The organism is Achromobacter sp. ISS7, from assembly GCF_056523125.1.
This window is the reverse complement of the sequence record NZ_JAWRZD010000001.1, coordinates 537,090-560,646: the sequence shown is the minus strand read 5'-3', so window position 1 is coordinate 560,646 and position 23,557 is coordinate 537,090. Positions and strand designations below refer to the sequence as shown.

General features: G+C 67.0%; 19 protein-coding genes and 3 tRNA genes. 7 read left to right on the top strand and 15 right to left on the bottom strand.

Going from position 1 to position 23,557, the window contains the following annotated elements:
• The first annotated feature begins 154 nt into the window (after positions 1 to 154).
• The gene (gene argG, locus AC1HFW_RS02565; RefSeq protein ID WP_479281651.1) at positions 155 to 1,495 is read left to right on the top strand and encodes an argininosuccinate synthase; all 1,341 of its coding nucleotides are present in this window, start codon (positions 155 to 157) and stop codon (positions 1,493 to 1,495) included.
• A gap of 464 nt (positions 1,496 to 1,959) precedes the next feature.
• Here the strand turns inward: argG and AC1HFW_RS02560 are convergent, their stop codons facing one another.
• The 12 genes from AC1HFW_RS02560 to rnr all read right to left on the bottom strand — a co-directional run bounded on the left by AC1HFW_RS02560 (position 1,960) and on the right by rnr (position 14,745).
• Positions 1,960 to 3,888 carry a potassium transporter Kup gene (locus AC1HFW_RS02560; protein WP_061071990.1) on the bottom strand — a complete coding sequence of 643 codons (1,929 nt, stop codon included), beginning with the start codon at positions 3,886 to 3,888 and terminating at the stop codon, positions 1,960 to 1,962.
• Positions 3,885 to 5,000, bottom strand: coding sequence for a sensor histidine kinase (locus AC1HFW_RS02555; protein WP_479281648.1), 1,116 nt, complete (start codon positions 4,998 to 5,000; stop codon positions 3,885 to 3,887). The genes AC1HFW_RS02560 and AC1HFW_RS02555 overlap by 4 nt, the downstream gene beginning before the upstream one ends.
• Before the next feature lie 86 nt (positions 5,001 to 5,086).
• Positions 5,087 to 5,758, bottom strand: a complete 672-nt coding sequence (locus tag AC1HFW_RS02550) for a response regulator transcription factor (protein WP_006218435.1) — start codon at positions 5,756 to 5,758, stop codon at positions 5,087 to 5,089.
• A 65-nt stretch (positions 5,759 to 5,823) separates the two neighbouring features.
• Positions 5,824 to 6,291 (bottom strand): ExbD/TolR family protein, encoded by a 468-nt coding sequence (locus tag AC1HFW_RS02545; protein ID WP_006393851.1) that lies wholly within the window; start codon positions 6,289 to 6,291, stop codon positions 5,824 to 5,826.
• A complete protein-coding gene (locus AC1HFW_RS02540) occupies positions 6,291 to 7,274 on the bottom strand; it encodes a MotA/TolQ/ExbB proton channel family protein (RefSeq protein ID WP_061071991.1) in 984 nt (327 codons plus the stop codon). The genes AC1HFW_RS02545 and AC1HFW_RS02540 overlap by 1 nt, the downstream gene beginning before the upstream one ends.
• A gap of 1 nt (position 7,275) precedes the next feature.
• On the bottom strand, positions 7,276 to 8,073 hold the full coding sequence (locus AC1HFW_RS02535; RefSeq protein ID WP_050813139.1) for an energy transducer TonB: 798 nt from the start codon (positions 8,071 to 8,073) through the stop codon (positions 7,276 to 7,278).
• Between the two features lie 422 nt (positions 8,074 to 8,495).
• Positions 8,496 to 8,571 (bottom strand) — tRNA-Val (locus tag AC1HFW_RS02530).
• A 145-nt stretch (positions 8,572 to 8,716) separates the two neighbouring features.
• Positions 8,717 to 8,989 carry an HU family DNA-binding protein gene (locus AC1HFW_RS02525; protein ID WP_003812968.1) on the bottom strand — a complete coding sequence of 91 codons (273 nt, stop codon included), beginning with the start codon at positions 8,987 to 8,989 and terminating at the stop codon, positions 8,717 to 8,719.
• A gap of 356 nt (positions 8,990 to 9,345) precedes the next feature.
• Entirely contained in the window at positions 9,346 to 10,026 is a 681-nt protein-coding gene (locus tag AC1HFW_RS02520) for a Fe2+-dependent dioxygenase (protein WP_061071993.1), read from the bottom strand.
• 51 nt (positions 10,027 to 10,077) lie between these two features.
• Positions 10,078 to 11,322, bottom strand: coding sequence for a cystathionine gamma-synthase family protein (locus AC1HFW_RS02515; RefSeq protein WP_006393847.1), 1,245 nt, complete (start codon positions 11,320 to 11,322; stop codon positions 10,078 to 10,080).
• Positions 11,323 to 11,364: 42 nt separating this feature from the next.
• Positions 11,365 to 12,102, bottom strand: coding sequence for a 23S rRNA (guanosine(2251)-2'-O)-methyltransferase RlmB (gene rlmB, locus AC1HFW_RS02510; RefSeq protein ID WP_479281645.1), 738 nt, complete (start codon positions 12,100 to 12,102; stop codon positions 11,365 to 11,367).
• 177 nt (positions 12,103 to 12,279) lie between these two features.
• Positions 12,280 to 14,745 (bottom strand): ribonuclease R, encoded by a 2,466-nt coding sequence (gene rnr, locus AC1HFW_RS02505; protein ID WP_035360134.1) that lies wholly within the window; start codon positions 14,743 to 14,745, stop codon positions 12,280 to 12,282.
• 181 nt (positions 14,746 to 14,926) lie between these two features.
• Between rnr and AC1HFW_RS02500 the strand changes: the two genes are divergently transcribed.
• A tRNA-Leu gene (locus AC1HFW_RS02500) sits at positions 14,927 to 15,011 on the top strand.
• Positions 15,012 to 15,345: 334 nt separating this feature from the next.
• On the opposite strand, the gene AC1HFW_RS02495 is transcribed toward AC1HFW_RS02500, so the two are convergent.
• Entirely contained in the window at positions 15,346 to 15,957 is a 612-nt protein-coding gene (locus AC1HFW_RS02495) for a tRNA-uridine aminocarboxypropyltransferase (RefSeq protein ID WP_241074450.1), read from the bottom strand.
• A 207-nt stretch (positions 15,958 to 16,164) separates the two neighbouring features.
• Here AC1HFW_RS02495 and AC1HFW_RS02490 point away from each other — a divergent pair.
• Positions 16,165 to 16,249 (top strand) — tRNA-Leu (locus AC1HFW_RS02490).
• A gap of 138 nt (positions 16,250 to 16,387) precedes the next feature.
• Here AC1HFW_RS02490 and AC1HFW_RS02485 read toward each other — a convergent pair.
• Positions 16,388 to 16,828: a GNAT family N-acetyltransferase gene (locus AC1HFW_RS02485; protein ID WP_061071996.1), complete on the bottom strand. Its 441-nt coding sequence runs from the start codon at positions 16,826 to 16,828 to the stop codon at positions 16,388 to 16,390.
• A gap of 119 nt (positions 16,829 to 16,947) precedes the next feature.
• On the opposite strand from AC1HFW_RS02485, the gene AC1HFW_RS02480 reads away from it, so the two are divergent.
• The 4 genes from AC1HFW_RS02480 (at position 16,948) to AC1HFW_RS02465 (ending at position 22,066) form a co-directional block, all read left to right on the top strand.
• On the top strand, positions 16,948 to 17,856 hold the full coding sequence (locus AC1HFW_RS02480) for a DMT family transporter (protein ID WP_241070542.1): 909 nt from the start codon (positions 16,948 to 16,950) through the stop codon (positions 17,854 to 17,856).
• A 31-nt stretch (positions 17,857 to 17,887) separates the two neighbouring features.
• Positions 17,888 to 18,832, top strand: coding sequence for an AEC family transporter (locus AC1HFW_RS02475; protein WP_061071998.1), 945 nt, complete (start codon positions 17,888 to 17,890; stop codon positions 18,830 to 18,832).
• 150 nt (positions 18,833 to 18,982) lie between these two features.
• Positions 18,983 to 20,206, top strand: a complete 1,224-nt coding sequence (locus AC1HFW_RS02470) for a YeeE/YedE family protein (protein WP_006393840.1) — start codon at positions 18,983 to 18,985, stop codon at positions 20,204 to 20,206.
• 189 nt (positions 20,207 to 20,395) lie between these two features.
• Complete coding sequence (locus tag AC1HFW_RS02465; protein WP_479281642.1) at positions 20,396 to 22,066, top strand: FMN-binding glutamate synthase family protein; 1,671 nt, start codon at positions 20,396 to 20,398, stop codon at positions 22,064 to 22,066.
• 37 nt (positions 22,067 to 22,103) lie between these two features.
• On the opposite strand, the gene AC1HFW_RS02460 is transcribed toward AC1HFW_RS02465, so the two are convergent.
• A complete protein-coding gene (locus AC1HFW_RS02460; RefSeq protein WP_479286448.1) occupies positions 22,104 to 23,483 on the bottom strand; it encodes a phospholipase D-like domain-containing protein in 1,380 nt (459 codons plus the stop codon).
• Positions 23,484 to 23,557 lie beyond the last annotated feature (74 nt).

The window sequence follows — 23,557 nt, the reverse complement described above, 5'->3', positions numbered from 1 at the left end:
CGCTGCCCGGCCCGGCCGCCCGCGCCGCCGCCGGCTTTCCGCCCCGCCGCCCCAATCCCGGCTGCCCCCGGCCCAAAAGAGTTAAAATGGCCGCCAGATTTCTTGTTTGGCGGCTCGTTGCTGTCAAAGTCCCGTTGGCGTCTCACCTCAAACAATGACCACTATCCTCCCGAACCTTCCCACCGGCCAGAAGGTCGGCATCGCCTTTTCCGGCGGCCTCGACACCAGCGCCGCGCTGCTCTGGATGCGCAACAACGGCGCCATCCCCTACGCCTACACCGCGAACCTGGGCCAACCCGACGAATCCGACTACGACGAGATCCCGCGCAAGGCCCTGGCCTACGGCGCCGAGAACGCCCGCCTGATCGACTGCCGCGCGCAGCTCGTGGCCGAAGGCATCGCCGCCCTGCAGGCCGGCGCGTTCCACATCTCGACCGCCGGCATCACCTACTTCAACACCACGCCCATCGGTCGGGCCGTCACCGGCACCATGCTCGTGGCCGCCATGAAGGAAGACAACGTCAACATCTGGGGCGACGGCAGCACCTTCAAGGGCAACGACATCGAGCGCTTCTACCGCTACGGCCTGCTGACCAACCCGGACCTGAAGATCTACAAGCCCTGGCTCGACCAGCAGTTCATCGACCAGCTCGGCGGCCGCTCGGAAATGTCCGAGTACATGCGCCAGGCCGGCTTCGACTACAAGATGTCGGCGGAAAAGGCCTACTCCACCGACTCCAACCTGCTCGGCGCCACCCACGAAGCCAAGGACCTGGAGCACCTGAACTCCGGCATCCGCATCGTCAAGCCCATCATGGGCGTGGCGTTCTGGCGCGACGACGTCGCCGTCAAGGCCGAGGAAGTCACCGTCCGCTTCGAGGAAGGCCAGCCGGTCGCCCTGAACGGCGTGGAATACAGCGACCCGGTCGAACTGATGCTCGAAGCCAACCGCATCGGCGGCCGCCACGGCCTGGGCATGAGCGACCAGATCGAAAACCGCATCATCGAAGCCAAGAGCCGCGGCATCTACGAAGCCCCGGGCCTGGCCTTGCTGTTCATCGCCTACGAGCGCCTGGCCACCGGCATCCACAACGAAGACACCATCGAGCAGTACCGCGAAAGCGGCCGCAAGCTGGGTCGCCTGCTGTACCAGGGCCGCTGGTTCGACCCGCAAGCCATCATGCTGCGCGAAACCGCCCAGCGCTGGGTCGCCCGCGCCATCACCGGCGAAGTCACGATCGAACTGCGCCGCGGCAACGACTACTCGCTGCTCAACACCGAATCGCCCAACCTGACCTACGCCCCCGAGCGCCTGTCGATGGAAAAGGTCGAGAACGCCCCCTTCACCCCCGCCGACCGCATCGGCCAGCTGACCATGCGCAACCTCGACATCGTCGACACCCGCGCCAAGCTGTTCACCTACACGCAAACCGGCCTGCTCTCCGCCTCCGGCACGTCGCTGCCGCAACTGAAGGACGAGGCCAAGAAGAAGTAATTCTTCCCGCCCAGCAAAAAGCCCCTCGCACACCGAGGGGCTTTTTTATTGCGCAACAGCCACCGCCTTTTCGCACCCGCCAGCCAACGCCAGCACCGGCCGCAACAACAACCAACCCCCATCACCCAGCCCAACGCCAAAAAAGGCCGCCCGCGCGGCCGCCTTTGGCGACCCCGCAAACTCCTTCCAAGCCAACAGACTGTAGGCAAGCAAGCCAAGAAAACGGCTCCCCCCAGCAACCGCCCAGCGGCAGACACTCGAGCCCGCCGGGGTGGCGTTGCGGGGGCGCGGGGCGTGTAGATGCGCCCGAGGGAATCTGAAGGAAAGGCCGAAGGCCTGGACGAAGATGACAACGGGGAAGTCCGGAGCGAACGCTCCGGACCGCAATCGTAGCCCCGCGCCCCGCAACGCCACCCCGGCGGGCGCCTCAAGAACCAACTACCAAGGGCCAGGAAAAAACAGGCCTACAACTCCACCTGCATCCCCATCTCCACCACCCGATTCGCCGGAATCTTGAAAAACTTCGTACTCCGCGTCGAATTGCGCGCCATGAACGAAAACACCGCCCGCCGCCAGCGCCACAGCGCCGGCTTCCTGGCCGCCACCACCGTCTGCCGCGACAGGAAGTAAGACGTCCGCATCGGCTCCAGATCCAGCTCCGGATAAGCCTCGGCCACCAGCCGCAGCGCCTCCGGCACATCCGGATCTTCCTTGAAGCCGTAATTGATCGTCGCCGCCCAGCTCGACGCGCTCATCTTGGTCACCGAGAAACGCTCATCCTCCGACACGTACGGCACGTCGGCCACCCGGATCGTCAGGAACAGCACGTGGTCATGCAGCACCTTGTTGTGCTTGAGGTTATGCAGCAGCGCCGGCGGCACATTGCCCGAATTCATCGTCATGAAGATCGCCGTGCCCGGCACCCGCGACGGCGGATAGGCCTCCAGCTGCTCCATGAATTCCTTGAGCGGCTGGCGATCGCGCTGCTGCATGTCGGACAGCAGCCGGCGGCCGCGGCGCCACGTCATCATCAGCGTGAACACCACGATCGCCACCACCAGCGGCAGCCAGCCGCCTTCGTGGATCTTGAACACATTGGCCGAGAACAGCAGCACGTCGAACAGCAGCAGCAGGCCCAGCACCACGAACCACAGCATGCGCTTGGCGCCCGTGGTGCCGCGCGGCAGCACCGCGAACGCCAGCACCGACGTCGTCAGCATCGTCCCCGTCACCGCGAAGCCATAGGCCGCCGCCAGGTTGTCGGAGTTGCGGAACACCAGCACCAGCACCAGCACCGCGCACAGCAGCAGCGCGTTGACCTGCGGCAGGTAGATCTGCCCCTTCTCCACCGCCGAGGTGTGCAGGATCTGCATGCGCGGCCAGAAGCCCAGCTGCACCGCCTGGCGCGTCACCGAGTAGGCGCCCGAAATCACCGCCTGCGAAGCCACGATGGTGGCCACCGTCGCCAGCGCCACCAGCGGCGCCAGGCCCCACTCAGGCGCCATCATGAAGAACGGATTGCGGATCGCGCTGGGGTCACGCAACAGCAGCGCCCCCTGGCCGAAATAGCACAGCGTCAATGCCGGCAGCACCATGCTGAACCAGGCGCTGCGGATCGCCGGCCGGCCGAAGTGGCCCATGTCGGCGTACAGCGCCTCGGCGCCGGTCAGCGCCAGCACCACCGCGCCCAGCAACACGAAACTGATCCACGGGAACTCGACGATGAAACGCAGGCCCCACATCGGATTGAGCGCGGCCAGCACCTCGGGCGTCTGCCAGATCTGCCAGCCGCCCAGCGCCGCCAGCGTGCCGAACCACAGCAGCATCACCGGCCCGAACAGCTTGCCCATGGCGCCCGTGCCATGCGACTGGATCGCGAACAGCGCCACCAGCACCACCAGCGCCAGCGGCACCACCCACGCATCCAGCGTGTGCGAGACGATGCCGATCCCTTCCAGCGCCGACAGCACCGAAATCGCCGGCGTGATCATGCTGTCGCCATAGAACAGCGCCGCGCCGAAGATGCCCAGCACGATCAGGATCCAGCGCAGCTTGCCGTCGCGGTTGCGCACCGCCAGCTCCAGCAGCGCCAGCGTGCCGCCCTCGCCGCGGTTGTCGGCGCGCAGGATCAGCGTCACGTACTTCAGCGACACCACCACCATCAGCATCCAGAACAGGATGGACAGCACGCCCAGCAGGTGGGCCGGCTCCAGGTCGGTGTGCACGCTCAGCCCGGTCAGGCAGGCCCGCAGCGTGTACAGGGGGCTGGTGCCGATGTCGCCGTACACCACGCCCAGCGCCCCCAGGACGAGGGCGGCGCGCGAGGACGGCACGTGGCCGGCAGGAGCCGCGCCGGTAGTCGAAGGAGGAACGCTGACCGAGCCCTGGCTCATGATGTGGGTTCTTGCCGAGTGAGTTGCGCCCCCTTGCGGGGGCCGGGGAACACGACGGAAAGCCGCGTTCCGGAAAAATCGGGGCGGCTGGTGAGCTTCCACCAGGCGCCATGCGCATGCGCGATCTCGCGCACGATCTCCAGCCCCAGGCCCGAGCCGCCGGCGGTGACCGACGGCGAACGGTAGAACGCCTCGAACACGCGGTCGCGCTCTTCCGGGGGAATGCCCGGGCCATCGTCCTCCACCGTCAGCGACGGCGGATTGGCGCCGACGATCAGGGTGATCTTGCCGGTGTCATTGCCATAGCGCAGCGCGTTGTCGATCAGGTTGCCCAGCAGTTCGGCCAGCAACAGCGGATCGGCGTCGATCCAGATCGGCGCGTCCGGCGCCACCAGGTCCAGTTCGTAGCGCGCCTCGCGCACCCGCGGGAACCACTCCGCGCCATGCGCCCGCACCCATTCGCACAGGTCGATGCGCACGAAACTGTCCTGCGGCCGGGCATTGGGGTCGGCGCGCGCCAGCACCAGCAGCTGCTGGCCCAGCCGGATCATGCGGTCGCTGACCGCCTTGATGCGCTCGGCGCGCGCCCGCACGTCGTCGGGCAAGGGCCGCGCCAGCATCAGCTCGGACTCCAGCCGCAGGCCGGACAAGGGCGTGCGCAGCTGGTGCGCGGCATGGCCGATGAAGCGGCGCTGCGCCGCCAGCGACGCGTCGAGCCGCAACAGCAGGTCGTTGGTATGGGTGACGAGGGGTTCGATCTCGACCGGCACGCCAACCACTTCCAGCGGCTGCATGTCGTCGATGGAGCGCTGCCGGATCTCCTCGGACAGGTGGTTGACCGAGCGCAGGCCGGAACGCACCCCCTGCACCACCACCCAGGTGAACAGGGCGATCAGCAGCACCTGCCCCACCACCATCAGCCAGAAGAAGTCTTCCAGCATCCACAGCGACATGTCGATCTTGTGGGTGATGACCCAGGTGGCGGCCAGATCCAGCAGCACCAGCAACAGGATCGGCGGCATCAGCCGGATGACCAGATGCCGCGCGAGCGAACGTGAGGGGAGCAATGGCCGGGGAGCCTGGGGCGCGGAAGGAGTGCGTTCTGACGTCATGACGCGGTGCCCTCGCTTAAGTGGACGTGGAGTTTGGCCGCCGCGGGCTGGCGGCGCCAGCCGGCTTCAGGCGGCCAGACGGGCCGTCAGGCCGTTTCCACATCCAGCATGTAGCCGAAGCCGCGTACCGTCTGGATGCTGGCGCCCGTGCCTTCCAGGCGCTTGCGCAGGCGGTACACATAGACTTCCACTGCGTTCTCGCTGAAATCGGCGTCCCAGGCGGACAGCGAATTGACGATCTGGCGCTTGGTGACCACGCGGCCAACGCGGGCCATCAGCATTTCCAGCACGGACAGTTCGCGCACGGACAGCGACAGGCGCTGGCCATTGGCCCGGACTTCGCGGCCAACAGTGTCGAACACCAGCGGACCGACCTCGATCAGCGGCTGCGCCTGCCCCGCCCGGCGACGGCCGAAGGCGCGCACGCGAGCGGCCAGCTCGGGCAATTCGAAAGGCTTGGTGACGTAGTCGTCGGCGCCGGCGTCCAGACCGGCGACGCGGTCCTCGATGCCGTCACGGGCCGTCAGGATCAGCACCGGAACCTGGTTGCCGTCCTGCCGCAGCTGGCGCAGCACGTCCAGGCCGCTCATGCCGGGCAGATTGAGGTCGAGCAGCATCAGGTCATACGGCTGGCCTGCCAGTGCGCCCAGAACCCGGTCGCCCTCGGTCAGCCAGTCGACCGCATAACCTTGGTCGGCCAGAAATTCCTGGAGCGCGTGGCCCAGGGTGGTGTCGTCTTCGATTACCAGAACTCGCATGCCGCGATTCTAGCGCGATCCCAGAAAAAACGGGGCGCGAAATGCGCCCCGTTGTTGGGAATCGTTCAACGGGCGGACGGCGCCGGGGTGCCCGGGGCCTCTGCCGCTGCCCCGCCCGAGGGCGGCGTGGTGACGAAACCGATGCGCGTCATCCCCGAGCGGCGAGCCGAGGCCATGACCTTGGCCAGCGTCTCGTAGCGGGTGTTCTGGTCGGCACGGATGCGGATTTCGGGTTGCGGCTTGGTGCCGGCGATCGACTTGAAGCGATTCGGCAGGTCGTCGATATTGACCGGCTTCTCGTCCCAGAACAACGCGCCGCTGGCGTCGATGGCCAGGTCCACGGTCTTGGGTTCTTCCTCGATCTGCTCGGCGGCCACCTGGGGCATGTTGATCTTGATCGAGTGCGCCAGGAGCGGCGCCGTGATGATGAAGATCACCAGCAACACCAGCATGACGTCGATCAGCGGCACCATGTTGATCTCGGACACCGTGTGGGTGCCGGATCCTTTGCCCTCGAAGCTGCCAAAAGCCATTATTCGCTCCCGCGTTGGACCGCGGCGCCGTTACCGTGCTGGCGGCGCAAGGCGCGCACCTTGCTGTCCGACAGCGCCACTTGCTGGCCGGTCGTCAGGAAGGCGAACAGGTCATGCGCGAAGGCGTCCAGGCGCGACAGGTAGACGCGGTTGTTGCGCACGAAGGTGTTGTAGGCCAGCACCGCCGGAATGGCGACCGCCAGGCCCAGGCCGGTCATGATCAGGGCCTCGCCCACCGGACCGGCGATGCGGTTGATGGTGACGCCATCGGACAGGCCGATGCCGACCAGGGCATGGTACACGCCCCACACCGTGCCGAACAGGCCGACGAACGGCGCCGTCGAACCGACCGAGGCCAGCACCGTCAGGCCGTTTTCCAGCTTGGCGGTTTCCTCGTCGATCACCTTGCGCATGGTGCGCGTGACGAAATCGCTGTTCGAGCCCGCCTCTTCCAGCTTGGTGGCGCCGAACTTGTTGTGGTGCGCCTGGGCGTGCATGGCGTGGCTGGCCAGGTGCGAGAACGGATCGCGCGCGCCGTGCGTGGTGATCTCGTGCTCGACCTGCTCCAGCGAGCTGGCGTTCCAGAACTTGTTCAGGAAGTCGGCCGAGCGGCGGCGCATGCTGATGTTGCTGCCGACCTTGACCAGGATCAGGTACCAGGTCACCAGCGACATCAGGATCAGGATGATGAACAGGCTCTTGCCGACGAAGTCGCTTTGCGCCACGAAGTGCATGAAGCCCATGTCGGGGACGGGCGCGGGCGCCGGCGCCACCGCGGGCAGCGCGGCGGCGGCGCTGTGCAGCGCGTCCGCGGATTGCTGGACTGCGCCAGCGGCTTGCTGGGCGATGCCGCCGGCCGTGGCCGCGGCCTGCTGGGCGGCGGGCGCGGCGGCGGCGGCTGCCGGAGCCGCGGCGGCCGGCGCCGCTGCCGGGCTGGTGGCCGCCTGCGCCACCAGGGTGGCGCTATGCATTGCGTTGGACATCTCAGTTCCTCATTACGAAATCGAACGGAATTTTTGCTTTGGCGGGGTAGGCCACGCCATTGCGGGTATAGGGTTTCATGCGGGCCTTGCGAGCGGCGGCCAGCGCCGACTCATCCAGCCTGGGGAATCCCGAGGACGCGTCGATGGTTGCCCGTTCGACCAGTCCCTGCGGATTGATTTCAACCAGCACCACCACCCGCCCCTCTTCCCGCATGCGGCGCGAGGCCATCGGGTAGTTGGGCATCGGCCGCGCCCCCAGGAACTCGATCTGCGATTCCTGCAGGATCTGGTCGGGCGGCGGCCCTTGCCGCGGCGCCTGCGTGGTCTGCGCGCCTTCGGCCGCGCCGGCGGGCGGCGTCTCGACCGGCGGCGTTTCCTGCTTGGGCTCGGGTTTGACTTCCTGCTTGGGCTGCGGCTTGGGTTTCGGTTTGGGTTTGGGCTTGGGCGCCGGCATCGGCGGCTTCTCGACGACCGGTTCCGGTTCGGGTTCCGGCTCGGGCTTGATCTCGGGTTCGGGCTCGGGGTCCGGCTCGATCTCGGGTTGCGGCTCGGGCGGCGTTTCCGTCACCGGTTGCGGTACCTCCGGCGTGGGATCGGCTTTGGCGACCTGCGGAATGGGCGCGTCCACCACACTCACCATGATGGCCTCGGGCTCCTCCAGTTCGGGACGGTTCTCGGGCGCCAGGTAAATGGCGTAGACCACTGCGGCGTGTAGCGCAACGACCGCCAGGCCGGCGCCCAGGCGTATACCAATTGAAGACGGCGGTGAAGAGTTCAAACCACGTTGAAAGCTAGGCATGAATCAGCCAGGGTGCATTAACTTATCTGGCCAGCCAGGAAAAATGGCGCGCGACAGGCCGCGCCGGCTGACCGGTACAAGCCAAACATCATAGCTTAAATGCGAATGATTCGCACGCCATATTTCGTCTGCAACAGCGTAACACCCTGACGCGCATCAAGGCGCGGCGCTCGCCGGGACGATATGAATGCAGGCCAAACGCGAACACCGACGAGGAAAATGCCCGTCCGCGCCACCCCGCGCGGTATCCGTGCCCGATCTCGAGCCCGCTGACGCGATCGCAGGCGCATGCCACCCGAGGCCGGCCCGCTCCGCAATATCTCGGACCACAGGCGGCCGATCGCCACGCGACCGACGGACGAAAAAAAAGCGCCCAGGAGATTCCTGACCGCTTGTTTTTTCGCTTGCATTGTCGCTTTTGATGGTGGGTGCTACAGGGGTCGAACCTGTGACCTACGCCTTGTAAGGGCGCCGCTCTACCAACTGAGCTAAGCACCCGTCTTGGTTGCGGATCCATCGAAAAAACGATGTATGAAACGCCAGCCGGGGTACTCAAAAGCAATACGCGGGCCGGAGTATACCGGACCGCGTATAGGTCGGCAAATTACCGGGGCCGTGCCCTCGACAACCGCCTTGACGTCAATTAGTTGACGGCGTCCTTCAGGGCCTTGCCCGGACGGAACTTCGGCACCTTGGCCTTCTTGATCTTGATGGTTTCGCCCGTGCGCGGATTGCGGCCGGTGCGAGCGGCGCGAGCCGACACGGCAAACGTGCCGAAGCCCACCAGGGTGACCGTACCGCCCTTCTTCAGGGTGGTCTTGACGGCGCCGATCAGGGCGTCAAGCGAACGACCGGCGGCAGCCTTGGAGATATCGGCCTTGCTGGCAATGTGATCGATGAGTTCGGTTTTGTTCATTCAGGTGTACCCCTCACAAGGTATGGAGTCTGCCGGGAGTGCAGTTCATCATGGCTGTCATGCTGGACATCACGACTTGCGCGTAGACCCGACAAACGACGAACAGACTAGTGGATAAACTTTTTCTTGCGCTGCAAAGCACAACTTTTAAACTGCTGCGCCGCCTGGGTTTCAAGGACTTTCGAGCCCTCGAACCGTCAGCGACGCAGACATGTATTAGGCCTTGGCGTAGAGCGGCTGTCAAGCGAAAACCTCACCACAAGCCGCACCAATACTAGCTTTTAGGCCTTTTCGCAATAAACAAAAACGCGCATTTCGGGGTTTGCGCGACACCGGCGCAATGCCCTGAAATCCGCTCACACGTCGGCCCAGCGGCGCAGCAGATTGTGATAGATGCCGGTGAGTTGCACGATCGATGGATGACCGGCCGCGTCCTGGTTCAAACGCTGGATCGCGACGTCCATGTCGAGCAGCAAGGCGCGCTGGCTGTCTTCGCGCACCAGGCTCTGCATCCAGAAGAACGAGCTCACGCGCGCGCCGCGCGTCACCGGGTTGACCTTGTGAAGGCTGGTGCCCGGATACAGCACCATGTGGCCGGCGGGCAGCTTCACCGTGCGCGGACCGTAGGTGTCGTCGATGACGAGTTCGCCACCGTCGTAGGAATCGGGATCGGAGAAGAACAGCGTGGCCGACAGGTCGGTGCGCACCCGCTCGGCGGTGCCGGTGATGCCGCGCACGGCGTTGTCGACGTGGTAGCCAAAGGCCTCGCCGCCTTCGTAGCGGTTGAACAGCGGCGGAAAGATCTTGCGCGGCAGCGCCGCCGACATGAACAGGTTGTTGCCCGCCAGGCGCTGCAGGATCAGGTTGCCCAGTTCCTGCGCCAGCGGATGCTGCTCGGGCAGCTGGCGGTTGTGCTTGACCTCGGCGGACTGGAAGCCCGCCGTGACCTTGCCGTCGACCCAGTCTGCGGTATCGAGGCGATGGCGGATGGCCGCCGCTTCGTCGGGAGTGAAAACTTCGGCGATCTGTATAAGCATGGATTCGTGCCCGGGTTGCGGCCGGCGCCTGCCGCGCCGGCGCCCCGTGAATTATCCCTGCAGGCAGCCGTTGAGCGCCTGATCGAAGTCAAATAGCAGATCAGTCTCGTCCTCGATGCCGACCGACACCCGGATCAGGCTGTCGGCGATGCCCATCTGCTGGCGACGCTCGGCGCCCATCTCGTAGTAGATGGTGTGCGCGGCGGGCAGCGCCAGGCTGCGCGTGTCACCCAGGTGCGTGGCCATCAGCACGATGCGCAGGCGGTTCAGGAAGTCGAAGCAGTCCACGCCGTCGGCGAGCTCAACGCCCAGCAGCCCGCCGAAGCGCGCGCCGAACAGCGCCGTGGCGCGCGCATGCTGCGGATGGCTGGCCAGGCCGGGGTAATGCACCTTGGCCACGCCGCGATGCTCTTCCAGGAAGCGCGCCAGCGCCAGCGCGTTGGAGCAATGCTTGGCCATGCGCAGCGCCAGCGTTTCGGCGCCGACCGCGATGCGGTGCGCGGGTTCGGCCGCGAGCGTGCCGCCCATGTCGCGCAGGCCCTTCTTCTTGATCTGGGTCAGGCCCCAGCCGGTCGACGGCCCCTTGCGGTAGGCGTCGTAGATGTTCGAATAGTCGGCCCAGTCGTACAGGCCGGTGTCGGTGACCGCGCCGCCCAGGGCGTTGCCGTGGCCGCCGATGTACTTGGACAGCGAATTCATCACCAGCGACGCGCCCACCGTCGACGGACGGAACATCCACGGCGAGGTCAGCGTATTGTCCACGACGTAGACCAGCCCCTTCTCGCGGCAGATCTCGCCGATGACCGCCAGGTCGGCGACCTGGGTGCCGGGGTTGGCGATGGTCTCGGTGAACACCATGCGCGTGTTTGGCTGGATCGCCGCGCGCACCTGCGCCGAGTCGGTCGCGTCGACGAAGGTGATCTCCACGCCCAGTTCCAGCAGCGTGCCCAGCAGGCTGTTGGTGTTGCCGAACACGTACTGGCTCGACACCAGATGGTCGCCGCGGCGCAGCAGCGTGGTGAAGATGGCGGACAGCGCGGCCATGCCGGTGGCGAAGCTCACCGTGCCTTTGCCGGCTTCCATGTGGTTGATCTTGGCTTCCAGCGCCGTGGTGGTCGGCGTGCCCTGGCGGGCGTAGGTAAAGCCCGGCTTGCCCTGGAACACCGCGGCCAGCTCGCGCGCGTCGGCGTATGCGAATTCCGACGAGGGATGCATGGGCTTGTGCACCGCTCCGTGCTCGACGGATTGCTGGCGGTCGGAATGGAGGATCGTGGTGGTAAAGCCGTTCTGGTGCATGATGGGCTACGCGGGAAGGAAGATAGCGATGGGAAAGAAGGTTCAGCCGCGGCGTTGGCGCACGGTTTCGTACAGGCAGACGGCGCTGGCCACGCTGACGTTCAGGCTCTCGACCGATCCCAGCATGGGGATGTTCACGAGCTGATCGCAGGTTTCGCGCGTCAGGCGGCGCATGCCCTCGCCTTCGGCGCCCATGACCCAGGCCATCGGCTGGCGCGCGTCGATCTGGTGCATGCTGTCGGTCGCCTGGTCGTCGGTGCCCACCAGCCACACGCCGCGGTCCTTCAGGCCGCGCATGGTGCGCGCCAGGTTGGTGACCATCAGGTACGGCACGGTGTCGGCCGCGCCGCAGGCCACGCGCTGCACGGTGCTGTTCAGCCCGACCGCGCGGTCGCGCGGCGCGATCACGGCGTGCACGCCGGCGGCATCGGCCGTGCGCAGGCAGGCGCCGAGGTTGTGCGGATCGGTCACGCCGTCCAGGATCAGCAGCAGCGGCGGACCCTCGATCACGTCGAGCACTTCGTCCACGTCCACCGCCAGCTGGCGTTCCTCGGCCAGCGCCACCACGCCCTGATGGCGGGTGCCGCGCGCCAGGCCATCGAGACGCTCCATGGCGACCGGATGCAGGCGGCAGCCCGCCTTTTCAACCTGTTCGATGAACGTCTGCATGCGCTTGTCGCGACGCGACGCTTCTACGTAGATTTCCTTGATCGAGTCGGGCGCGTGGCGCAGCCGCGCGACAACCGCGTGAAACCCGGCAAGGACTTGGGTCGACGCCATAAATGCAAATACCTTTAGAAAAACGGATGCCCGCCCCAGAGCGGAGCGGGCCGCCGGACGCAGCCGGCCATAGCCGCAATGTTACCCCTTATGGGCCCTCCGCCCCAGGCGATTGGCCCCGCAGGCGCGGCCGGGCCGTTTCTGGCATCCGGCCGCCGCGCGGCAAAGCGCCGCCCGTCAGTGACGCTTGCGCACCGCCTTCTTGGCCGGCGCGGCGCGCTGCGGGGTCTTGGACGGCTTGCCGGCCTTCTTGGCTTCGGCGCGCCGCTCCTTGGCGGTCTGCCCCTTGAGCGCGGCCGGCTTGGGCGCCGCCGCCTTCTTGACGCGGCGCGGACCTTCATCAGGGCCGCGCGCGGCCGCCTTGCGCAAGGCGTCGAAGCTGGTGCCCTGCACCAGGCGGAACTCGATGCGGCGCGCCTCCAGGTCCACCCGCGACACCTGCACCTGGACCTTGTCGGTCAGGCGGTAGCGCATGCCGGTGCGTTCGCCGCGCAGCTCGTGCAGCGCGTCGTTGAACTGGAAGTACTCGCCGCCCAGCTCGGACACGTGCACCAGCCCTTCGACGTGCAGCGTATCCAGCGTGACGAAGATGCCGAAGCTGGCCACGCCGGTGACGGTGCCGCTGAAGTCCTCGCCCACGCGCTCCTTGACGAACCAGCACTTGAGCCAGGCCTCGACGTCGCGCGAGGCTTCGTCGGCGCGGCGCTCGCTGGCCGACAGCACCAGGCCCATCTTTTCCCAGATGGCGTGCTCGTGCTCGCGCTGGGTGCGGCCGATGACGACCGGCTGGTCGTCCAGGCTGGGTACGTAGCGCTGACCGGCCAGCAAGGCCTTGATGACGCGGTGCGTGAGCAGGTCGGGATAGCGCCGGATCGGCGACGTGAAATGGCTGTAGCCGGGATAGGCCAGGCCGAAGTGGCCCATGTTGTCCGGGCTGTAGATGGCCTGCTGCATCGAGCGCAGGCACATGGTCTGCAGCAGCTGGTAGTCGGGACGGCCGCGCACGGAGTCGAGGAAGTCGCCGTAGTCCTTGGCCGTGGGCGTCTCGCCCCCGCCCAGCGACAGGCCCATGGTGCGCAGGAATTCGCGCAGCGACTGCAGGCGTTCGGGCGTCGGGCCTTCGTGGATGCGGTAAAGGCCGGGATGCTTGCTGCGCGTCATGAAGTCGGCCGCGCAGGTGTTGGCGGCCAGCATGCATTCTTCGATCAGCTTGTGAGCATCGTTGCGCACCGACGGCACGATCTGCTCGATGCGGCCCAGCTCGTTGCAGACGATCTTGGTCTCGACGGTGTCGAAATCGATCGCGCCGCGCTTCTTGCGGCTCTGCGACAGCAGATGGAACAGCTCGTACAGGCTCTGCACCTGCGGCATGACGGCGCGCATGGCGTGGGCCGCCGGGCCGCCGGGTTGCTGCAGCGCCGCCCAGATATTGGTATAGGTGGTGCGGGCATGCGAGTGCATCACCGCGTTGTAGAACTGGTAGGCCGTGACCGTGCCGGCCTTGGCGCCCGAGGCCGGGATCACCATGTCGCAGACCAGCACCAGGCGGTCGACGTCAGGGTTCAGCGAACACAGGCCGTTGGACAGCGACTCGGGCAGCATCGGGATGACACGGCGCGGGAAGTACACGCTGGTGCCGCGCTCGAGCGCGTCTTCGTCCAGCGCGTCGCCGGGACGCACGTAGTGGCTGACGTCGGCGATGGCCACCAGCAGGCGCCAGCCCGGACGCTTGCGCTGGCCCGTGCCCAGTTCGACCGCCTCGCAATAGACGGCGTCGTCGAAGTCGCGCGCGTCTTCGCCGTCGATGGTGATCAGCGGCACGTCGCGCAGGTCGACGCGGTCTTTCAGGTCGCCCTTGCGGACGACGTCGGGCAGGCGGGCGGCCTGCTTGCGGGCGCCCTCGGAAAACTCGACGGGCACGTCGAACTTGCGCACCGCGATCTCGATTTCCATGCCCGGATCGTCGATCTCGCCCAGCACCTCGGCCACGCGGCCCAGCGGCTGCGTGTGGCGGGTGGGCTGCGCCATGATCTCGACCGCCACCACCTGCCCGTGCTGGGCGCCGTTGGTGTCGCTGGGCGGAATCAGGATGTCGTGCTTGATGCGCTGGTCTTCCGGCACCACGATGGACAGGCCGTGCTCGTGCAGGAAGCGGCCCACCAGCTTGTTGGTGCGGCGCTCGATGACTTCGACGATGGTGCCTTCCGGCTTGCCGCGGTATTCGCCCGTCGGCTTGACCAGCACGCGGTCGCCATGCAGCACCTTGAGCATTTCGCGCGGCGACAGGAACAGGTCCGGGCCGCCGTCATCGCGCAACAGGAAACCGAAGCCATCGCGGTGGCCCAGCACCTTGCCGGCCACGAAATCCAGCTTGGTGGCCAGCAGCAGCACGCCCTTGCGGTTGGGCATCAATTGGCCATCGCGCTCCATCGCGCCCAGGCGGCGTTCGAATCCCACCATCGTCGCGGGACGCTCCACGCCCATGCGTTCGGCCAGTTCCACCGGGGACAACGGCGCCCCCGCGGATCGCAGCGCCTTCAGGATGGCTTCACGGGACGGGACATCGGGGTCGAAGTCTGGCGGCGCTTCCGGCAACGGAGTGGATCTGTTGTTGTTCGATTCGTTATTCGATCGTTTTGCCAAAGCTAATTTTTCCGTATATAATGCGCAGCTTCTGTGGTTCGCCCAAGGCTGAACACTGAAGCAGAAATGGTCAGACGGATTGTAGAGTGGTTTTGCAATTACGCTTTGAATACATGGGAATAAAAACCTCATGCAATCGAAGTGGCAGCGTATCACAAAGTTCTGACTGCAATGTCTCAGTGCCCAGGTGGCGGAATTGGTAGACGCGCATGGTTCAGGTCCATGTGCCGCAAGGTGTGGAGGTTCGAGTCCTCTCCTGGGCACCACGGAATTTCAGCCAAGGCTGTTTTGGTTCGCGATGAAAACACATCGGCATGAAATCAAACAGGCAGCGTTGGCAAAAAAGTTGAAAACCCCGGAAATCGCGAGATTTCCGGGGTTTTTGCTTTGTGCGGCGTGAATAGGGCTGCTCGGCGTGAATATCGGCTGCTCAGCCTGAATGGCACTGCGCGACGCGGAATGGATCTGCGCGGGCTGAATATAGTGCCGAGCAGAAGACTGCGCAAGGGCGCGGGATATTCGTAGCCGTCGAATCCCCGACCCGATCCGATCCGCAATCGGAATCTTCCCCCTTCCCCGCCACGCACACCAAGACCGCCATCAACGCCACGGCACCTTGCGGTTCAGGTGATGGCGCGCATACAGGTCTGCCCCCATCCCCTCGATCTGGCCATCGATCAACGCCTCGAACGGCCGCAGCAGGTCATCGTAGTTATGCGGCGCCTCGAGCGCGTTGAGCGCGTGCGTCACCGCCTCGATGGTGGACAGCGCGCCCGGGATGTCCGCGTGCCGCACCCGATAGCGCGTGGTCAGCCCGGGCGGCAGCATCACGCGCGGCAACGCGGCCAATTGCGGATTGATGTGCAGCAGCTTGCGCGCATGGGTCCAGGTGCCGTCCGGCACGATCAATTGCACCGGCGCGCCCATCGCGGCGGCGCACCCCGGCGCCAGCACCTCGGCGCCCTCGCCGGGAAACAGCACGTGCGGCGCATAGCCGGGCTCGGCCCACTGCTCATATTGGAAGCGCTCGCCCACCAGGCGCCGCGCGCCCTGCAGGCCCAGCACCGCCAGCCGCGCCGTGTTCAGCGCGTGGCGCGCCTCGCTGGGATGCTGCAGGACCACCACGCGGGTGCGCGGCGTCAACGCCGGGATCAGGGCGCACAGGCAGTGGGTTTCAGGGCGCTTGCAGCGCAGGCAGAGAGGGCGTGACATGGGGCGACACTATAGCGAAGCCGGCCGCATCGAAAAAAAAGTGAAAAAAATGCCGCATGACTTGCACACTTTCAAAAAAGTATGCATAATCTCGTTCCTCTGCTGTTGAACACGAAACGAAACGCAGCCGGTAGCAAAAAGTCGAAAGACAAGAAGCCGCAAGGTGGAAGGCAAACCGGAAAGCGACGCGGAAGGTAAGACATCAGCGCCCAGGTGGCGGAATTGGTAGACGCGCATGGTTCAGGTCCATGTGCCGCAAGGTGTGGAGGTTCGAGTCCTCTCCTGGGCACCAATTATTACATCACGAGGTACCTGTCGTGATGCGCCAAGAAAAACCCCGTTCGCGAAAGCGTCCGGGGTTTTTTCTTTTCCGGTCCGGACGATCCGCGTGGCCGGCCAGCCAGGACAGCCAGCCGATCTTTCGCGGCGCCTAGGCCAGCACCCGCGTCATCACGACGTGCGCGATGCCGGCCTCCATGAACTCCTCGCCTTCCACCTGGAAACCATGGGCCTCGTAGAAGCCCTTGGCGTGGGTCTGCGCGTGCAGCACCAGCATGCGGTGGCCGTCGCCGTGGCCCTGGCCGATCAAGGCGTCGAGCAACTGGCCGCCCACGCCCAGGCCGCGCGCGCGCTTGTGCACGGCCATGCGGCCGATGTGGCCATCGGGCAGCAGACGGCCGGTGCCCAGCGGCGTGCCGTCGGCGGCGTAGGCCACGGCATGCACCGAGACCGCGTCATCGTCGTCCATCTCGACCTCGGGCGGCACCTTCTGCTCGACCACGAACACGTCGTAGCGCACCGATGACGCGTCGTCGCGCAGGCGGTCCCAGGTTCCGAGAGTGATGCGTACCGCCGGTTTATCGCTAGCCATTTGTTTTCCTTCGCGTCGCCGCTGAATATGAATCCTTTGCCGGCATTTTCGCAGGGATGGCGCATTGGCGAAACAGGCGTACCATCGCGGCTGGCCCATTCCCGCAGCTGACATCCATCATGCCGCAAGCCGCAACGCCCGCCTGGTTGAGATTCGCGCCCGCGCTTTTCCTGCTGCTGTGGTCCAGCGGCTTCGTCGTGCTGAAAGTGGGCCTGGCCTATGCCGACCCGATGACGTTCCTGGCGTTGCGCTATGCCTGTGTGGTGGCGCTGCTGGCGCCATTGCTGCTGGCGCTGCGGCCGCCGCTGCCGCAAGGCGCCCGCGCCTGGGGCCACCTGGCCATGGTCGGCCTGCTGCTGCAGGCGGGCTACTTCTGCTTCACCTATTTGTCGCTCAAGCAAGGCATGTCCGCCGGCGGACTGGCGTTGATCACATCGCTGCAGCCCATCCTGATCGGACTGCTGGCGCCGGTGATCGCGCACGAACGCGTCGACGCGCGGCGCTGGGCCGGGCTGGGACTGGGCGTCTCCGGCGCGGCGCTGGTCATCATCGCCAAGGCCTCGGTCGACCTGGCCTCGACCCTCGGCCTGGTGTTCGCGGTGGCCGCCCTGCTCTGCATCACCAGCGGCACGCTGTATGAAAAGCGCTTCGGCGTGCAGACCCACCCCGTCACGTCCAACACGGTGCAATACGCCGTGGGCCTCGCGGTCACGGCGCCGCTGGCCTTCTGGCTGGAACCGATGCGCATCGACTGGACCGCGCCGTTGCTGGGTTCGCTGGCCTATCTGGTGGTGGGCAATTCGCTGGTCGCGATCTCGCTGCTGCTGGCCATGCTGCGCCACGGCGAGGCATCGCGCGTGTCGGCGCTGTTCTTCCTGGTGCCGCCCTCGACCGCCGTCATCGCGCTGCTGGTGCTGGACGAGCCGATCCCGCCGCTGGCCTGGCCCGGGATGGCGCTCGCGGCGCTGGGCATCCTGCTGGTGACGCGCTCGGGACGCACGCCCGCGCCGGCGCGGCAAGTAGAATGAGCGCCCTTTCGCGCCCATTTCTCCCGCCGCCATGAATGCCGTCATCACCGCCGCCCTGCCGGTCTTCGCGCTGATCCTGACCGGATGGCTGGCGGCGCGGTGGCGCATTCTGGGGCCAGCCGCCACCGATGCGCTGAACCGCTACGTGGTCTACCTGTCGCTGCCGGCGCTGCTGTTTCGCGCCATGACGCAGGTGGACCTGGCGCACATGGCGCACTGGGGCTTCGTCGGCGCGTTCGCCGGCGGCATCGCCGTCACCTTCGTGCTGTCGTTCCTGCCGCGCAAGCGCGGCCCGCGCGGGCTGACGGACCGCAGCATCGAGGGACTGGCGGCGGCCTACGCCAATGCCGGCTACATGGGCATCCCGCTGTGCCTGGCGCTGTTCGGCGCCGAAAGCCTGGCGCCGGCGGCCTTCACCACGCTGATGACGGCAAGCGTGCTGTTCGGCTTTGCCATCGCCCTGATCGAATTCGACCGCCAGCAGGCGCCCGGCCTGGGCGCCACGCTGGTCAAGGTCGGCCGCGCGCTGATGCGCAATCCGCTGCTGGCCGCGCCGGTGCTGGGCCTGGCGTGGGCCGGCACCGGACTGGCGCTGCCCGAAGGGCTGGATCGCTACGTGTCGTTGCTGGGCGCCTCCGCCAGCCCTTGCGCGCTGGTCACCATCGGCCTGTTCCTGGCGCAGACCGAGACCGCCAGCCCGGGGCCGGGCGTGCTGCGGCTGGTGGTCGGCAAGCTGCTGCTGCAGCCGGCCGTGACCGCGCTGCTGGCGTTCCAGGTGTTTTCCATGCCGCCGCTGTGGGCCTGGACCGCGGTGCTGATGAGCGCCCTGCCGATCGGCACCGGGCCCTTCATGCTGGCCCAGATGTACGGGCGTGATGCCCGCGTCACCTCGCGCGCCATCCTGGTGTCCACGGTGCTGTCCGTCCTGACCGTGAGCCTGCTGGTCGCCTGGATCAGCGCGCACCCGATCTCCTGAGCCGCGCATTCTTATATAATTTATAGTTATTAAAGAAGCACAAATAGATGCTTTGAGAAATGATTCACCGGCTTTAGACTTTTATCCACGATGACGGGTGCGGCTACGCGCCCGTTTGCTTTTCCCTTATCGAATTCCCGGGACTCTTCCATGAGCACCAACACTTCCGCCCTGCCCCTGCCTTCGGCGCTGCCGCCCATCCAGATCAACCGCAAGCCGCTCTGGATCGCGCTGCTGCTGGTGCTGGCCGGCGCCCTGTACCTGAACCAGACCGTCAGCTGGCGCCAGGGCGCGCTGTGGATCGTCGGCGCGCTGCTGGGCGTGGCGCTGTACCACGCGTCGTTCGGCTTCACCCAGGCCTGGCGCGTGTTCGTGTCGGACCGCCGCGGCGCCGGCCTGCGCGCGCAGATGTTCATGCTGGCCATCGGCGTGCTGCTGTTCTTCCCGTTCCTGGCGCAAGGCTCGCTGTTCGGCCAGCCGGTCAATGGCCTGGTCTCGCCCCCGGGCGTATCGGTGCTGCTGGGAGCGTTCCTGTTCGGCATCGGCATGCAGTTGGGCGGCGGCTGCGCCTCGGGCACACTGTTCGCGGTGGGCGGCGGCAATACCCGCATGCTGGTCACGCTGCTGTTCTTCATCATCGGTTCGGTCATCGCCACCGCCAACTTCGGCTGGTGGTCGACCCTGCCCGCGCTGGCGCCGACCTCGCTCATCAAGACCTGGGGCCTGGCGCCCGCCATCATCGCCAACCTGGCGGTGTTCGCGCTGATCGCCTGGATCGCCACCGTGCTGGAAAAGCGCCGCCACGGCCACGTGATCTCGTTCGCCTCGCGCACCGCGCGCCCGGCCTCGCTGCTGCAAGGCCCGTGGCCGCTGATCTGGGGCGGCGTGGCGCTGGTGGTGCTGAACTTCGCCACGCTGGCGCTGGCTGGCCGGCCCTGGGGCATCACCTCGGCGTTCGCGCTGTGGGGCGCCAAGGCGCTGGACGCGATGGGCGGCGACGTGGCCACCTGGGCCTACTGGAGCAAGCAGGCCGCGCTGGGCGCGCCGCTGCGCCAGGACGTGACCACGGTGATGGACATCGGCCTGATGCTGGGCGCGCTGGCCGCGGCCAGCGCCGCCGGCAAGTTCGCGCCGGTCTGGAAGGTGCCGGCGCGCTCGCTGGCCGGCGCGGTCATCGGCGGCCTGCTGCTGGGCTACGGCGCGCGCCTGGCCTTCGGTTGCAACATCGGCGCCTACTTCAGCGGCATCCTGTCGGGCAGCCTGCATGCCTGGCTGTGGCTGCCCGCGGCGTTTGCCGGCAGCGCCCTGGGCGTGCGCCTGCGTCCGCTGTTCGGCCTGGCGGTCGAAAAGACCCCCGCGGCATCCAGCTGCTGAGAAACACTGTTCCAGCAACGGCCCCCTGCCAGGGGGCTTTTTTACGTCCGTGCCCCGCAGCGCCAGCATTGGCGCCGTTTCCGAGATGACGGACGGGTCCGAGGCAGCCGCCCCGCCGCCCCGCCCGTTTACCGGTTTTACAGCCGCCCTGGTGTATGGTTGCTGCATTCCGCAATACGGAGATGGACCATGCAATGGATCGCCGGCCGCTTCACGGCCTTTATCTTGACCCTGGTGGCCGCCGCAGCGACCACCACCCTGGTGTTCACGGACTCGTACTGGTGGCTGTGGGCCGCCGTGCCGCTGGTGCTGCTCGGCCTGCTGGGCGTGTACGACCTGATCCAGACGCGCCACGCCATCCGCCGCAACTATCCGGTGCTGGGCAACCTGCGCTTCCTGTTCGAATTCATCCGCCCCGAGATCCGCCAGTACTTCCTGGAAGACGACACGCAGGCCTCGCCGTTCTCGCGCGCGCAGCGCTCGATCGTGTACCAGCGCGCCAAGCGCGAGATCGACAAGCGCCCCTTCGGCACCCAGGAAGACGTCTACGGCGACCGCTACGAATGGATCAACCATTCGATGTCGCCCACCCACATCGGCGACACCGACTTTCGCGTGGCGGTCGGCGGCCCCGACTGTACCCAGCCGTATTCGATGTCGGCCTTCAACGTCTCGGCCATGAGCTTCGGCGCGCTGTCGGCCAACGCCGTGCTGGCGCTGAACGAAGGCGCGCGCCAGGGCAACTTCGCGCATGACACCGGCGAAGGCGGCATCAGCCGCTACCATCGCCAGCCAGGCGGCAGCCTGGTGTGGAACATCGGCTCGGGCTACTTCGGCTGCCGCGACGAGCACGGCGCCTTCTCCGAGGAAGCCTTCGTCAAGAACGCCTGTACGCCGCAGGTGAAGATGATCGAGATCAAGCTGTCGCAGGGCGCCAAGCCGGGCCACGGCGGCATCCTGCCGGCTGGCAAGGTCACACCCGAGATCGCCGAGGCGCGCGGCGTGGCCGCCTGGCAGGACTGCAACTCGCCGGCCAGCCACTCGGCCTTCGATACGCCCATCGGCCTGATGAAGTTCGTCGCCCGCCTGCGCGAGCTGTCCGGCGGCAAGCCGGTCGGCTTCAAGTTCTGCGTCGGCCATCCGTGGGAATGGTTCGCCATCGTCAAGGCCATGCTCGAGACCGGCATCACGCCCGACTTCATCGTGGTCGACGGCGCCGAGGGCGGCACCGGCGCGGCGCCGGTCGAATTCGTCGACCACGTCGGCACGCCGCTGCGCGAGGCGCTGCGCCTGGTGCACAACACGCTGATCGGCGTGAACCTGCGCGACCGCATCAAGCTGGGCGCCTCGGGCAAGATCATCACCGCGTTCGACATGGCCCGCGTCATGGCCATGGGCGCGGACTGGTGCAACGCCGCGCGCGGCTTCATGTTCGCCATCGGCTGCATCCAGGCCCAGGCCTGCCATACCGGCAAATGCCCCACCGGCGTCACGACCCAGGATCCGCTGCGCCAGCGCGCCCTGGTGGTGCCGGACAAGGCCCAGCGCGTGGCCAACTTCCACAAGAACACGCTGCACGCGCTGGCCGAGCTGCTGGCCGCCGCCGGCCTGACGCATCCGAACCAGCTGCGCCCGCACCATATCGCGCGCCGCATTTCGTCCAGCGAGATCCGGCTGCTGTCGGCGCTGTTCCCGGAACTGGCGCCGGGCGAACTGCTGCGCGGCGAATTCCGCCACCAGGTGTTCCGCGCGGGCTGGTCGATGGCGCGCGCCGACTCGTTCCAGCCGACCCACGACATCAGCACCGCACTGGCGCAGGAATACGTCATGGCGCATCCGCCCCAGGGCGCGCCGGCCTGAGCGTGAGACGGGCCGCCGCGGCACTCGCCGCCGCGGCCTACAGCCAGCGCTCGAACATGCGCGAGAAGAACTCCATGAAGCGATCATCCACGCCCCGCGCCCGCCAGGCCTCGGGCGTGATGCGCACCGACTCGGCCACGTCGCGCTGGAACAGCGCTTCCATGTCGGCCGCGAACTCCGGTCCCAGCACCACCGCGTTGACCTCGTAGTTCAAGGCGAAGCTGCGCCAATCCATATTGCTCGATCCCACGGTGGACCAGACGCCATCGACCACCGCGGTCTTGGCGTGCAGCAGCGCGTCGCGCCGCTCGTAGATCTTCACGCCCGCCTTGAGCAGCTTGCCGTAATGGGAACGGCCGGCATTGAACACCAGCGAGGAATCACTGAAGCCCGGCAGCACCAGCACCACGTCCACGCCGCGCTGCGCGGCCGCGGCCAGCACGTCGACGAAGGCCGGGTCCGGCACGAAGTAGGCCATGGTGATGTGGATGGAACGCTGCGCGCTCTCGAACGCGGACATCAGCGTCAGGTAGACGGTGTAGCCGTCGCTGCGATCAGGCTGGTTGGCCAGGATCCGCACCCGCGTCGGCCCGGTGGCCGGCGCGATAGCCGTGCCGCCGCCGCGCAGGGGCTCCTTGGCCTGCGATTGCCAGCCGTCCTGGATCACGGCTTCGAGCTGGGCCACCGCCGGCCCCTCGATGCGCAAGTGCGTATCGCGCCAGGGCGCGGCCTGGGCGTCGGTCCGCTTGGCGTCGGGACCGCTGCCCACGCCGCCCGACGCGCCGCTGCCGCCGGCGGGCGATGAGGCGTATACCGCGCTGACATTGATGCCGCCCAGATAGCCCACCTTGCCATCCACCACCAGGACCTTGCGATGATTGCGCTGGTTCGGCGACCAGCCGGCGCGGCTGCCGCTCACGGGACTGACCGGGTTGAAGACCGCGACCTGCACGCCTGCGTCGCGCAGGCGCTGGAACAGCGCGTCGGGCGTCTTGATCGTGCCGATCGCATCCACCATCAGCGCGACGTCGGCGCCGCGGTTGCGCGCGGCGATCAGGGCCTCGGCGAAGCGCGCGCCCTCTTCGTCATCGTCGAAGATATAGGTTTCCATGTGCACGTAGCGCCGCGCCTGCGCGATCGAGCGCAGCATGGCCTGGTAGGTGCCCGGCCCATCGGCCAGCAAGCGCACGCGATTGCCGGCCACCAACGGCGCGCCGCTGACCGCTTCCTCGACGGCCAGGTGGCGCGCCAGGAAATCATCCTTGGCATTGCGGGGATCCGCCGCGATGTCATGGCCACGGCGGTAACTGTCCTGCGCGCTATCGGCGGACAGGCCGGCCTGCGCCTTGCGGGCGGCGCGCTCCTGCGCATCGGGCACGCTGGCGCAGGCGGCCAGCAGGGCCGCGCAACAGGCCAGCGCGACCGCGCGCGCCCAGCGCCGCCATGCGATCGCCCCCGGCGCCGCCGGCGCGGGCCTGCCCGGCGACGGGG

Excerpts from the sequence above, each read along its gene's own strand:
- argG (WP_479281651.1), top strand. The coding sequence starts at position 155 with ATGACCACTATCCTCCCGAACCTTCCCACCGGCCAGAAGGTCGGCATC.
- AC1HFW_RS02560 (WP_061071990.1), bottom strand. The coding sequence starts at position 3,888 with ATGAGCCAGGGCTCGGTCAGCGTTCCTCCTTCGACTACCGGCGCGGCT.
- AC1HFW_RS02555 (WP_479281648.1), bottom strand. The coding sequence starts at position 5,000 with ATGACGTCAGAACGCACTCCTTCCGCGCCCCAGGCTCCCCGGCCATTG.
- AC1HFW_RS02550 (WP_006218435.1), bottom strand. The coding sequence starts at position 5,758 with ATGCGAGTTCTGGTAATCGAAGACGACACCACCCTGGGCCACGCGCTC.
- AC1HFW_RS02545 (WP_006393851.1), bottom strand. The coding sequence starts at position 6,291 with ATGGCTTTTGGCAGCTTCGAGGGCAAAGGATCCGGCACCCACACGGTG.
- AC1HFW_RS02540 (WP_061071991.1), bottom strand. The coding sequence starts at position 7,274 with ATGTCCAACGCAATGCATAGCGCCACCCTGGTGGCGCAGGCGGCCACC.
- AC1HFW_RS02535 (WP_050813139.1), bottom strand. The coding sequence starts at position 8,073 with ATGCCTAGCTTTCAACGTGGTTTGAACTCTTCACCGCCGTCTTCAATT.
- AC1HFW_RS02525 (WP_003812968.1), bottom strand. The coding sequence starts at position 8,989 with ATGAACAAAACCGAACTCATCGATCACATTGCCAGCAAGGCCGATATC.
- AC1HFW_RS02520 (WP_061071993.1), bottom strand. The coding sequence starts at position 10,026 with ATGCTTATACAGATCGCCGAAGTTTTCACTCCCGACGAAGCGGCGGCC.
- AC1HFW_RS02515 (WP_006393847.1), bottom strand. The coding sequence starts at position 11,322 with ATGCACCAGAACGGCTTTACCACCACGATCCTCCATTCCGACCGCCAG.
- rlmB (WP_479281645.1), bottom strand. The coding sequence starts at position 12,102 with ATGGCGTCGACCCAAGTCCTTGCCGGGTTTCACGCGGTTGTCGCGCGG.
- AC1HFW_RS02495 (WP_241074450.1), bottom strand. The coding sequence starts at position 15,957 with ATGTCACGCCCTCTCTGCCTGCGCTGCAAGCGCCCTGAAACCCACTGC.
- AC1HFW_RS02485 (WP_061071996.1), bottom strand. The coding sequence starts at position 16,828 with ATGGCTAGCGATAAACCGGCGGTACGCATCACTCTCGGAACCTGGGAC.
- AC1HFW_RS02480 (WP_241070542.1), top strand. The coding sequence starts at position 16,948 with ATGCCGCAAGCCGCAACGCCCGCCTGGTTGAGATTCGCGCCCGCGCTT.
- AC1HFW_RS02475 (WP_061071998.1), top strand. The coding sequence starts at position 17,888 with ATGAATGCCGTCATCACCGCCGCCCTGCCGGTCTTCGCGCTGATCCTG.
- AC1HFW_RS02470 (WP_006393840.1), top strand. The coding sequence starts at position 18,983 with ATGAGCACCAACACTTCCGCCCTGCCCCTGCCTTCGGCGCTGCCGCCC.
- AC1HFW_RS02465 (WP_479281642.1), top strand. The coding sequence starts at position 20,396 with ATGCAATGGATCGCCGGCCGCTTCACGGCCTTTATCTTGACCCTGGTG.